Genomic DNA, 13,354 nt, shown 5'->3' on the forward strand with positions numbered 1-13,354 from the left:
GCTGTTCTCCTAAGTTTAACTTTTATTCTATGGAACCAAAGATCATAATACATGGAGGGTTTTTTAGCGAAGCGTCTGATTCTGAGAAAGTAAAATTGGAGAAACAGCAGGCGTTAAAGAATATAGTAACCAATGCACATGAATATTTAGTAAGCCATAGTGCGTTAGAGTCGGTGATTTACGCTGTTTCATTGTTAGAAAACTGTGAATTGTTTAATGCGGGTTTAGGCTCTCAGATACAAAGTGATGGGAAAATCCGAATGAGCGCTTCAGTAATGGATGGGGCCTCAAAAAAGTTTTCAGGAGTTATTAACATTCAGGAGGTAAAAAATCCAATATTTGTGGCTGAGAAACTTTTGGAGTTTGAAGACAGTGTACTTAGCGGAGATGAAGCTCTGAGTTTTGCCCGAAGACATGGGTTTAATTACTATAATCCTGAAACACACTATCGTAGAGAAGGTTATTTAGAAAAACTGACAGAATCAGTTCGTAAAGGAACGGTGGGTTGTGTTGCACTAGACGGGCAGGGTAAGCTGGCAGTTGCCACTTCTACTGGCGGAAAAGGCTTTGAGTTACCGGGCCGCGTAAGTGACTCCGCAACTGTTGCCGGAAATTTTGGCAACGATTTTGCTGCTGTTTCTTGCACAGGTGTAGGTGAAGACATTGTAAGTGCTGCGTTAGCAGCAAAGATAGTGACCCGCGTAACTGATGGATTTAGCCTGAAAGACGCCTGTGATAAATCGATGGATGAGTTGAAACCATATGATGGATTTGCGGGGGTGATAGCCATATCGGCTAAGGGAGAGGTTTATTTTACTGATTCACATCCTTATATGGTCTGGGCTTCGTACATAGATAAAGCAGAGGTATTCTCTTAATTAAAGAAAGAATGAAATTGGTATACCCATTTTTAATGGTGTTTTTGGCATCTGCTGCATTCGCCCAGAAAGCTCAAAATTCGACTAAACCAGACAGTCTGATAACAGCTACAGATACGTTGGTGTTTGTAAAAGATACAGTAAAACTTACAAAACTTGAATTGCTTGTAAAGCAAGCAACAGAGAAACAAACTAAGCCTGCAGAAGCAATTGCCTTTTACAAGAAGGCCCTGGCAGCAAAGACTAAGGCTCAAGACAGTAATTGGGTTGCCGACATCCGGCTTTCTATGGCGAAGATGTATTTTAAGGCCAATAATAGCAAAGAGGGTTTTCTTAACCTTTTAACTGCCCAATCCTTGTATACTCAATCCAGAAATGTCTCTTGTCAGGCTTCCATAATTCAGGATATAGCGGGTATATACGAAGATAGTCGTGATTGGACGGAAGCAGAGAAATACTATCTCATGGCCATAAAATTACAGGAGTCGGTAGGATTAAATATTGAGAGGCCTTACACTCAACTTGCTCTAGCTAATGGGTATTATAAACGCAAAGAGTATTTACAGGCGGAAAAATACTACAACTTGGCATTGAATCAATTTGAATTGAATCATGAGAAAAATAGGAGGGCTGATGCTTTAGTTCAACTGGCAGATATTAAGATCAAACAAAAAAATTACGCTCAGGCTGAGCATCTTATTTTAAAAAGGGCTATGCCTTTTTTTAGCGCGGTTGGAAAACCTCAAGCTAAAACAGCCTGCTTCAACATGTTGGGAGACATCTACTATATCCAAAATCGGCAGTCTGAGGCTAAGTGGTTTTATATCCAGGCCCAGACAATGTATAAGAACCAGGATGATTTTGAGGGGAACGTTCGATCAATCGTGAACCTTGCGAAAGTAAAATCTGCCCTTGGCGATAAGAAATCAGCTTTGAAGGATTTCCAGGATGCAGAAGCAATGGCTGTTAAAAGAAAGAAACTAGCGCTGGCTGCGGATGTTAAAGTAGCTTACGCTAAATACTATAACAAGCCTTTTTCAAAAGTTGTAGCCGCTCAGACTAAAGCAGAGACCCCTTCTGCAGCAAAGGATTCTATAGCGTTAAAACCAAAAGTTGTAGGAAAGAAGGAAACGGCTGTTGCATCCACTAAAGGGGTAAAACCTGTTGTTAAGAAGGATTCCGTAGCAGTGAAGACAGTTAAGATCACTGCCGCAAAAGGTGCAAAGCCAGCGGTAAAGCAGGCTCCTATCGCGACTCTAAAAAAGGATAGTACAACAGTTAAAAAGGCAGTAGCTCAAAAGGATACTAAAGCACCTGTAAATAAGGGCACGGTAACTAAACTAGTAAAAGCAGATACAGCTAAGATTAAAGGTGCAGCAGAAATTAAGGTAGATGGAAAAATAGCTACTGTAAAAGACTCCAAAATTGTAAGTGCACAAAAGCCAGAATTAAAGAAAGACAGCACCTTAAAAGTAATTAAGGCTTCATCTGCGACTAAAGCTTCGGTAAAAACACCGGTAAAAACGTCAAAACAAATAGTTAAAGCCGATACTTCTGTGAAGACCCTGGTTAAAAAGGATGACAAGCAGCTTTTGAGGGAAAAATTGGCGAAAGAAAAAGAAGATAAGATAATCGTGGCCGAAAATTAGTTCGGTATTACATTTACTATAATTTGCCTTTAAATGTGCGCAGTTTTTGCACGGCTTTATTTGGGTTTATTCATTGTAATATTTTTATTCGCAGACTAAAATTAATACTATTTTTGACCTAATATTGTTAAAGAGGCAGTAACAACACTGCCTCTTTTTTATTTAATATCTAAAGTGGTATAGTATTAGATAAGGTTATAACTATAATGGATTTTAATTCGGTTAAGGAAATGCTAAAAAAAACCTTCCTGTGTTTGTTCGTGGCGGCAACAATAGCATGTCAGGCAAACTCTCAAGTAAATACAGACGTAGAAGGCTCAAATAATTTAAAACCTGAGCCTGCTCAACAATTGGTAGCAAAAGAAGTAGTTCGGGTAATCGAAAACGCTCACTATAAAAAGGTAAAAATCAATGATTCAATTTCCGGAGTGATTTTGAACAATTACTTGAAGCGTTTAGACGAGGGAAGGACTTATTTTCTTGCTAGCGATATTAAAGAGTTCGAGAAATATAAAGATCAGATGGATGATTTCTTAAGGGATGGAAATTTGAACCCATTTTTCCAGATCTTTAATACTTACCAGAAAAGATATCAGGAAAGAATTCAGTATTCTATATCGCAGATAAACAAGCCGTATGATTTTGTCAAGAACGAAACTTACACTTATAATCGTGAGAAAATGCCATGGCTTAGTTCTTCCACTGCTGCTAATGAACTATGGGCTAAACGGGTGAAATATGATCTGCTAAATTTAAAGATTACGGGAAAGAGTCTTGACTCTAACAAAATTACGTTGAAAAAGCGCTATGAGAACCTTTTAGCGCAGTCTAACAAAACAAATAACCAGGATGCTTTTCAAGTAATCATGGATTCATTTACAGAAGCTATAGACCCTCATACAAATTATTTTGTTCCTCAGCGTGCACAAGAGTTTAATGAAGAGATGGCTCGTACGTTTGAAGGAATTGGAGCAAGATTACAACTTGAAAATGAAGTAGTGAAAGTTGCAGAGGTAATTCCCGGAGGTCCGGCATTTAAGGCTAAAACACTACAAGCAGGTGATAGAATTATAGCTGTAGCACAAGGTAAGGGTGGCGAATTTACAGACGTAATAGGCTGGAGATTAGATAATACCGTATCGAAGATCAAAGGTCCACGTGGAACAATAGTTCGCTTAAAAATTATCCCGGCAGGGCAGGAACTTACGGCTCAACCTAAGGTTATTGAGCTGGTAAGGGATAAGATAGTTCTGGAAGAGCAATCAGCAAAAAAGACAATCAAAACCATACAGTCGGGTAATAAAACTTATAAAATCGGGGTGATAGATATCCCAGGGTTCTATATGGATTGGAAAGCTTATCAGGCTGGTGATCCAAACTATAAAAGTACTACGCGTGACGTAAGAATGCTTATAGACACCTTAAAACAACAAAAGGTTGATGGCATTGTGATCGACCTTAGAAGTAACGGCGGTGGATCTTTACCTGAAGCGATTGAACTTACAGGCCTATTTATCAAAACAGGCCCAGTAGTACAGGTACGATACCCTAACAAGTTGGAAATTGATAAAGATGAAGATGCTGGCATTGCATGGACTGGTCCATTAGGTGTAATGGTAGATAGGTTTAGTGCTTCCGCATCGGAAATCTTTGCTGCGGCTATTCAAGATTATGGCCGTGGTGTAATTATGGGAACGCAAACCTATGGAAAAGGAACAGTACAGTCAGCTATAGATATGTCGAGGTTTATAAATCCTCTTGATGATCTATTACTAAAAGCAAAAGGCGACAAGTCTTCTGCTCCGGCAGCTGCTCCAAGATTTGGCCAAATCAATTTAACAATTGCCAAATTCTACAGAATTAACGGTAGTAGTACCCAGCATAAGGGTGTAATACCTGATGTTCAGTTCCCGATGGTCTTTCCTGCCGACAAATATGGTGAAAGCTCTGAGCCCGCAGCACTTCCATTTGATATGATCAAGCCAAGTACTTATACTGCTGTTTCTAATTTATCAACAATCAAGCCTTTGCTGATACAGCAGCACGAAGGCAGAATGAAAAATTCGCAGGAATATAAATATTTGCTGGATGATATCAGTTTATTCAAGAAACGTGAGTCTGAAACTTCGGTAACCTTGAACGAAGTCCAGTTGAAGAAAGAGCGTGAAGAGCAGGAGGCTAGTACATTAGCAAGAAGTAATGCACGAAGGGCACTTCAAGGTTTACCGGCTTTAAAACCAGGTCAGGTAAAACCTAAAGAAGATAATGACTTTATCGAAGATGAAAGCCTTCAAATAATGGGGGATTTCATTAAGCTTAATGAAAATGGCCAGTTTAGTGTGGTTTATTAAGAAGGTCAAAAATATTAATGGAAGCCTGGCAGAGATGCCGGGCTTTGTTATAAACACGAATTACTCTAATTTACACGAATAACACAATGCCGCTTTGATTGAAACTGAGAAAAGCGATTAGTCTGATTGCAATTGAAGATTTTGTTTCGCTACCCCTTTTGACATTTTCTAAGTCATTCTTAATCTTTGATTAATGCACTTCGCGTAATTCATGTTTCCTTCATGTTCTTGCTTTCTTCAATTCATCAGCACTTGCATTTTTTCTGATTTCTTCTTGAACTATGATTAGTTTAATTAGTGTAATTCGTGTTTTTTCATTCTTATTCTTTCCATTCCTGCCTGTCTAGAAAGTGCATCTGCAACTATTTCCCGCATTAACTGTTACTTCTACCTATGGCACGTCCCTTACTTCAGTTTAATGAGAATGGCATTTATTGTGCAGCTGGCGACTTCTATATTGATCCCTGGCGACCCGTTGATGATGCGGTTCTGACTCATGCTCATTCTGATCATGCCAGATGGGGAAGCAAGCGCTATCTAGCCCACGATCTGTCGAGGGAAGTACTGAAGTACAGGTTGGGGGATATTACTCTCGAAACAATGGGTTATGGAGAAACGCTATATAAAAATGGAGTAAAGATTTCTTTTCACCCTGCAGGTCATGTAATTGGTTCGGCTCAGGTGAGAGTCGAGCATAAGGGGAATGTGTGGGTAGTTTCGGGTGATTATAAGCTGGAAGACGATGGGGTTTGCACTCCCTTTGAACCGGTGAAGTGTAATACGTTTATCTCGGAATGTACTTTCGGAATGCCAGTGTACAAATGGAAGTCGCCAAAGGAAATTCACGACGAAATCAATAATTGGTGGAGGAAAAATAAGGAGGAAGGTAAAAACTCGGTGATTGCTGGTTACTCCTTAGGTAAAGCCCAGCGTATCCTGCAACACCTGGACCTTTCTATAGGGAAGATTTTTCTGCATGGAGTAATAGCCAATACCAATGAAGCTCTTGCCAGAAACGGAATAACTCTTCAGGAAACCACCAGGATAACATCGGAAACGAGTAAAGAGGAAATAAAGGGAGCAATGATCATTTGTCCACCATCCGCTTTAGGATCCCCCTGGATGCGTAAATTTCAACCTTATTCTTTCGGTTACTGCTCGGGCTGGATGTCTTTAAGAGGGGCAAAGCGTAGAATGGCTGCAGATCGTGGATTTGTATTGTCTGACCATGCAGATTGGGATGGGTTAATTCAAGCTATCGATGCTACAGATTGCGATTGTGTGTGCTTAACACATGGCTATACGGCTTCTTTTACCCGTTACCTCAATGAGATTGGTTTTGATGCTCACGAAGCTCATACTTATTACGGCGGAGATGAAGCATCTGAAGAAGATCATCTTACCACAGATATTGTAAACTCAGAAGGGGATGTAATAACAGATAAACAGGTTTCAGATGCACAGGAGGAAGAAGAGCTATGAAGGACTTTGCATTACTGTTCGCGGCATTAGATGAGACCAATAAGACAAATGAAAAGGTTAGCATTTTAAGAGATTACTTTACTAACGTTTCAGATTCAGAGAAGATACATACCCTTGCCTTGTTCACAGGGAGAAAGCCGAAACGACAGATCAATTCTACACTTGTGAAGCAGTGGGCAATGGAAATGGCTAATATCCCTCAGTGGTTATTCGAGGAGAGTTACCAGGTGGTTGGCGATTTGGGCGAAACTATTGCTCTTCTTTTACCCGAAAGTAAGGGTCGTCACGAAAAGGATCTTGCGGAGTGGATTGCTGAGATAAATAGTTTAGGCTCATTAACAGAAGAAGAACGAAAGACATGGTTGCTGGATTCCTGGTCTTCTATGACTCAACAGGAAAGATTTGTTTTTAATAAGATCCTCACAGGGAGTTTCAGAATTGGAGTTTCTCAAAGCCTTATTGTTAAGGCCCTCTCTGAAATCTCCGGACTGCAAGCGTCCACTATTACTCACAGGATTATGGGTAACTGGAATCCAGATACCTTTAGCTTTTATGATTTAATTCAAGAACAGGATGCCTCTGATGATCTCTCCAGACCCTATCCATTTTGTTTGGCTTACGCTATTCAAGAGACCTCTGATAAGCAAAAGACAGCAGAGGAAATAGAAGCAGACCTGGGAGATCCAGGGGAATGGCAGGCAGAGTGGAAGTGGGATGGAATTCGCGCTCAGGCGATCCATAGGCAAGGGAAGATCTTTATATGGTCCAGGGGTGAAGAATTGGCAACTGATAAGTTCCCAGAGCTACATCCTTTCCTTTATGATCTTCCTGCAGGTACAGTTCTCGATGGTGAAGCTATTTGTTTCGTTGATGGCCATCCAATGCCCTTTAATGTTTTGCAAACTCGTATCGGGCGTAAAAATCTCTCTAAGAAAATATTGGCAGAAAGTCCTATGGCTTTTATTGCTTACGATTGCCTTGAATTTGCTGGAGATGATATACGATCTATGCCCCTTGCTCACAGGCGTTCTGTATTGGAACGGCTGCATATATTAACTGAGCATAAAGATATCTTTCGAATCTCGCCGGTTGTAAATTTTTCAAATTGGAAAGACCTCTATGATCTCAGGCTGAAATCCAGGGACAACTATGCCGAAGGATTTATGCTAAAGAGATTAAATTCCGTCTATCAGACAGGCCGGAAGAGAGGGGATTGGTGGAAATGGAAGGTGGATCCTCTTTCTGTCGACGCAGTGATGATCTATGCACAAAAAGGACATGGGCGAAGAGCTGATCTTTACACAGACTATACCTTCGCTGTTTGGGATGGGGATAAGCTTGTGCCTTTCGCAAAGGCCTATTCGGGCTTAACAGATAAGGAAATTAAGCAGGTGGATTATTTTATTAAACGTAATACTCTTGAAAAGTTCGGACCGGTAAGAACGGTTAAGCCAGAATTAGTTTTTGAAATAGGGTTCGAGGGGATTAATAAATCTTCCAGACATAAGTCGGGTGTTGCTTTACGTTTTCCAAGAATCCTCCGTTGGCGACAGGATAAAAAAATTGAAGAGGCGGATAGCATTGAAGTTTTAAAATCAATGTTGGGAGATTGATAGAAAAGGCTTTTTTTGTCTTAATTTAGTTATGAGGAGAATAAAAAAGGAGAATGCTGAGGATTTTCAAGCGACACGTGGGGAACAAGTTATTTCAGACTGGTTCGTTCAAAAAAGTTGGGAGCAATTCTCTTTTCAAAAGGAAATGCAGGAGGCCTATCTGAAAGGATATTCAGGCTTATTGAACGCCCCTACCGGAAGCGGTAAAACATTTGCCCTTTTTCTTCCATTCCTTGCAGAGTACATCAATAAGTATCCAAAAGACTATCAAACGCGTAAAAATAATGGTCTTCGAATGCTTTGGATTACTCCCCTGCGTGCATTAACAAATGATATACGTAAGGCTATGCAAACTGTAGTAGAGGATCTTGGCCTCCCCTGGAATGTCGGGAGAAGGACAGGGGATACCACATCTGCAGAAAAGGCAGAGCTTAAGAAGCGTCTTCCCGAAGTACTTTTAACTACACCCGAGAGTCTGCATTTAATGCTTACTCAAAAAGATTACCCTAAGATATTTGAAAACCTCGAGGTGGTGGTGGCGGATGAATGGCATGAATTACTGGGAACCAAGAGAGGTGTTCAGCTTGAGTTGGGCCTTTCGCGATTAAAGGGGCTCAAAAGAAATCTGGGTAATGATGCGCATCTGTTGAGGGTAGAAGGTAGGGCGGCGCTGGAAGTTATTCATTCTCAATTAAAGATATGGGGAATTTCGGCAACCATTGGAAACCTGGACCAGGCAGCTAGTGTGCTGTTAGGCAATGATATTGATCCTGATAAGGTCATGCTTATTAGAGCTAACCTGAATAAAAAGATAGAGATACAATCCGTTTTGCCAGACAATATTGAAGAATTCTCCTGGGCGGGGCATTTAGGGATTAAACTACTCCCTAAAGTAATGGAGATTGTAGCACAGAGTAAAACAACACTGATCTTTACCAATACCCGCTCTCAATCGGAAATCTGGTACCAGGCGATTTTGGATAAGTATCCTCAATATGCTGGCATAATGGCCATGCATCATGGTTCTCTTGATAACGAATTAAGAACCTGGGTAGAGCAGGCGTTGCATAACGAAATGTTGAAATTGGTAGTCTGTACCTCCAGTTTAGATCTTGGAGTAGATTTCAGGCCCGTGGATACCGTGGTTCAAATAGGAAGTCCGAAGGGAGTAGCCCGGTTTATGCAAAGGGCCGGTCGCAGTGGACACCATCCGGGAGCTACTTCAAGAGCCTGGTTTGTCCCTACTCACTCTTTAGAATTGCTTGAAGGCGCTGCCATCAAAGAGGCAATGAAGCAGGAAGTTTACGAAAGCCGTGATCCTGTTCTTCTTGCCATGGATGTTCTTACTCAGTACCTTGTTACTCTGGCGCTCTCAAACGGTTTTAAGCCTGATCAGATTTTTCGGGAGGTAAAGACCTGTTATGCCTACGCCGACCTAAGGGAGGATGAGTTCGGGCAGGTGCTTGACTTCATTACAAAGGGAGGAAAGACTTTATCTGCTTATGATGAGTTCCTGAAGGTAGAGGTAGAGGAGAGCATCTATAAAGTGAATAGCCGCAGGGTTGCTATGCGCCATAGATTAACCATGGGAACTATTGTGGGCGATGTGTCAATGCGGGTTAAGTTTTTAACAGGCGGTTACTTAGGAACGATTGAAGAGGATTTCATCGCACGCCTGAAGGTTGGGGATAACTTCTGGTTTGCCGGAAGAAGTCTGGAACTGGTAAAGGTTAAGGAGATGACAGCCTTTGTGAAAAAATCGTCAAAGTCAAGTGGGAAGATTCCGAGTTGGATGGGTGGCCGCGTACCTCTCTCATCTCAGCTTTCAGCCATGTTTAGACTGAAGCTGGATGAAGTAGCTCATCACGTGGAGAAGGATATCGAAGTGAAGACTTTGCGTCCTTTATTTAACCTGCAGGCAGAGCTTTCTCATCTACCACAGAATTCAGAGCTACTGATAGAGAAATTTATCTCAAGAGATGGCTATCATTTATTTTTTTATCCTTTTGAGGGGCGCTTAGTACATGAGGGGATGGCCTCGCTTTTTGCCTACAGGATTGCAAAGCTTCGTAATGCCAGCTTTTCCATTGCTATGAATGACTATGGTTTTGAACTGCTTTCTGATCAGGAGATCCTGTTGGAGGAGGCCTTGAAACAGAATTTATTTTCAACTGATAATCTTATTGATGATATCCAGCATAGTCTTAATGCCAATGAGATGGCGCGTCGTCGTTTTCGGGATATTGCTCATATTGCGGGACTGGTATTTACAGGTTTCCCTGGGAAAACCATGAAGAACAAACACCTTCAGGCCTCCACTTCTCTGATTTTCGACGTTTTCAGAGAGTACGAGCCAGACAATTTTTTGGTGAGACAGGCATATAATGAAGCACTTCAGTTTCAGTTGGAGGAATTTCGATTGAGAGAGGCATTGCTTCGATTGCAAACTCTAAAAGTTGTAATTACGAATAGCGATAAACCAACTCCTTTTGCGTTCCCAATTATGGTAGACAGGCTTAGGGAGAAGCTCACAACAGAGACACTGGAGGAACGAGTTGCAAAAATGAAGCTTGCCCTCTAGGTGGCTTTGATTGCCTTAAATTTCCTAGCCTTTCTATCCTTAATTTTTCATTTTTTCTGTAGCTATTTCTTTCAAGGTTTTTTGGGGTAGCTTCAGGAAGCCTTTTTCAAAGTTTACTTTTGCGTTTAATTATTTCAAGCCAGAATCTTTAACTTCGTTAAGTATTTTATCTATAAATAATATGAGTTATTGTGCTGCAGAAACTGAAACAATAGCTATAACAGACGTAACATCTAATACTTTTTCACGACTAATATACTGGTCGGTTGCGTTGAAATATTACAGGATACTAGAGTTCTGATCTAGCCCATACCTGTTAGCGTAAACAAATTGAAGATCATAATTACATATAAAAATCGTTTTGAGTTTATGAGAAGAATTGGTTTTATTCCCTTTATTGCGGCACCAGCACTATTAATAGCTGCATTTACACCAGGGAGCAAGCGTGTTGACCCTCCCCGGACTACTTTTTTTGACAAATCAGGAATGGATACAACCGTGGCCCCGGGTGAGAACTTTTTTCGCTATGCTAATGGTCGCTGGATTAAGAACACAGAGATTCCAGCATCAGAAACAGGCTGGGGCTCCTTCTATGTTTTAAATGACGAGAACCTGAGCAATCTCCGGAGTATCTTACAGGAAACCTCTGCAAAGCAAAATACTAAAGGAAGCAAGGAACAGAAGGTAGGGGATTTCTTCGCCAGCGGAATGGATACCGTTGCAATAGATAAACGAGGTTGGACTCCTGTTAAGTCCCAACTTGCAAAAATCAACGCAATAAAGACAACTAAAGACCTGGTAGATTTTGCTGCGAAGAGCTTTAAGCAGGGGGATGGTTATTTGTTCGAGTTTTACGTAGGACCTGATGATAAGATCAGCACAAAGAACGCGGTCAACTTTCAACAGACGGGTTTAGGCTTGCCTAATCGCGATTATTACTTCAAACAGGATGCTGCTACTCAGAACATTCGGAAGGAATATCTTAAATATATTACAAGGCTGTTCACTTTAACAGGAACTGATGTGGCAACAGCAACAAAAAAAGCGCAGGCAGTCATGGCTTTAGAGACTGAAATTGCTAAATCTCACCTTACTCCTGTAGAACTTCGCGACCCAGTTAAAAATTATAATAAATACGCTGTATCGCAGTTTCAAAAGGCTCTACCCGGACTGAATGTGAAAGATATTTTAGATAAGCTTGATCTTGAAACAGACACTGTGCTTGTTGGTCAGCCTAAGTACTATACAGCTTTGGCAAATTTATTAAAAACGAAACCTCTATCTCAATGGAAAGATAAGTTAGTGTTTGAAACGCTTTCTTCATCTGCCTCTGCTTTAAGTCGCCCTTTCAGAGACGCCAGATTTAATTTTTATGGCAAAGTATTAAGCGGACAAAAGCAGCAGCAGCCAAGGTGGAAGCAAATGGTAAGTAAAACAGATCAGAATTTGGGAGAACTAGTGGGCCAGTTATATACTGAACGTTATTTTCCTGCAGAGGCAAAGGAGAGAATGTTAAAGTTAGTGGATAACCTTCAGCGGGTTTACCAGAATCGGATTGAAGGATTAGACTGGATGAGTGCTGAGACTAAACAGAGAGCTCTGGAGAAGTTAAACACTTTTGTGAAGAAAATTGGTTACCCAGATAAGTGGAAGAATTATGATGATGTGGAAGTGAGTCGTGGGACTTATTATGAAAATTTACAATCAGCGTCGATACATAATTATAAAGAGATGATTGATAAGCTGGGTAAACCTGTTGATAAAATGGAATGGTTGATGACTCCACCAACCGTTAACGCTTATTATAACCCTCCCTTTAATGAAATAGTATTCCCCGCGGGGATTCTTCAATTCCCTTTCTTTGATTTTAACGCTGATGACGCCATCAATTACGGAGCTATTGGAGCTGTAATCGGTCATGAGATGACACATGGATTTGACGACCAGGGAAGGCAGTATGATAAAGATGGTAATTTGAAAGATTGGTGGACTAAAGCTGATGCCGACAAGTTTAATGGTAAGGCAAAAGTAGTAGTTGATCAATATTCAAAGTATACAGTTCTTAATGATTTGAAAGTTAATGGAGAACTTACACTGGGAGAAAATATAGCAGATATAGGTGGGCTGGCCATTGCTTATGAAGCCTTCAAAAAAACTGAACAGGGTAAGGGAACTCAGAAAATAGATGGATTTACACCAGACCAACGTTTTTTCCTTTCTTTTGCTCAAGTTTGGCGAATAAAGAACCGCGATGAACGATTGAGAATGAGAATAAGTAATGACCCCCATTCTCCTGAGGAGTTCCGGGTGAATGGCCCACTCTCCAATATGCCTGAGTTTTATAAAGCTTTTAACATTAAGCCTGGAGACAAGATGTACAGGAATGAGAGCGATCGGGTGAAGATCTGGTAGGTTTAGCGCTTTTAATATGATGATATTGCTGAAGACTGTTCTTTAATTAGGGCAGTCTTTCTTTTTTAACAGTTGTTTACAGTAGTATAATAGATTGGCAAAAGTTTTGTAATCTATTCTGTATCAATATAAGCACTATGAACTTAAAAAGAACTTTTGGAACCATTCTTACAATACTGGGTATTGTTGGTTTAATATATGCGGCAGTGGGATTTGCACAAAGATCTGAATCTGCACGAGAGCTGATAGTTTTCGGAATCTTAGGAGTAATCTTTTTCTTTACCGGCATTGGTCTTGTTAAAGATACCAGAGACGTTGCGAAAATGTAGATTAATAATACTTAGTGTTTTAATTAAATAGGAGGGAGACCGGCTTAATAGGCGGTCTT

8 protein-coding genes are annotated in these 13,354 nt (G+C 40.7%); all 8 read left to right on the plus strand.

The features are described 5' to 3' along the window. Positions 1-29 precede the first annotated feature (29 nt). The 8 genes from J4N24_RS09830 (at position 30) to J4N24_RS09865 (ending at position 13,295) form a co-directional block, all read left to right on the plus strand. The gene (locus J4N24_RS09830) at positions 30-878 is read left to right on the plus strand and encodes an isoaspartyl peptidase/L-asparaginase (protein ID WP_207533516.1); all 849 of its coding nucleotides are present in this window, start codon (positions 30-32) and stop codon (positions 876-878) included. An 11-nt stretch (positions 879-889) separates the two neighbouring features. Beyond that, positions 890-2,527, plus strand: a complete 1,638-nt coding sequence (locus J4N24_RS09835; RefSeq protein ID WP_207533517.1) for a hypothetical protein — start codon at positions 890-892, stop codon at positions 2,525-2,527. Positions 2,528-2,733: 206 nt separating this feature from the next. Beyond that, complete coding sequence (locus tag J4N24_RS09840) at positions 2,734-4,878, plus strand: carboxy terminal-processing peptidase (RefSeq protein WP_207533518.1); 2,145 nt, start codon at positions 2,734-2,736, stop codon at positions 4,876-4,878. Between the two features lie 393 nt (positions 4,879-5,271). Beyond that, positions 5,272-6,360 carry a ligase-associated DNA damage response exonuclease gene (locus J4N24_RS09845; RefSeq protein ID WP_207533519.1) on the plus strand — a complete coding sequence of 363 codons (1,089 nt, stop codon included), beginning with the start codon at positions 5,272-5,274 and terminating at the stop codon, positions 6,358-6,360. After that, positions 6,357-7,973, plus strand: coding sequence for an ATP-dependent DNA ligase (locus J4N24_RS09850; RefSeq protein WP_207533520.1), 1,617 nt, complete (start codon positions 6,357-6,359; stop codon positions 7,971-7,973). The genes J4N24_RS09845 and J4N24_RS09850 overlap by 4 nt, the downstream gene beginning before the upstream one ends. A 31-nt stretch (positions 7,974-8,004) precedes the next feature. Next, positions 8,005-10,554 (plus strand): ligase-associated DNA damage response DEXH box helicase, encoded by a 2,550-nt coding sequence (locus J4N24_RS09855; protein ID WP_207533521.1) that lies wholly within the window; start codon positions 8,005-8,007, stop codon positions 10,552-10,554. Positions 10,555-10,923: 369 nt separating this feature from the next. Continuing rightward, complete coding sequence (locus J4N24_RS09860; protein ID WP_207533522.1) at positions 10,924-12,966, plus strand: M13 family metallopeptidase; 2,043 nt, start codon at positions 10,924-10,926, stop codon at positions 12,964-12,966. Positions 12,967-13,103: 137 nt separating this feature from the next. After that, entirely contained in the window at positions 13,104-13,295 is a 192-nt protein-coding gene (locus J4N24_RS09865) for a hypothetical protein (RefSeq protein ID WP_207421742.1), read from the plus strand. Positions 13,296-13,354 lie beyond the last annotated feature (59 nt).

It is taken from the genome of Desertivirga arenae (assembly GCF_017355785.1).
GTDB lineage: Bacteria > Bacteroidota > Bacteroidia > Sphingobacteriales > Sphingobacteriaceae > Desertivirga > Desertivirga arenae.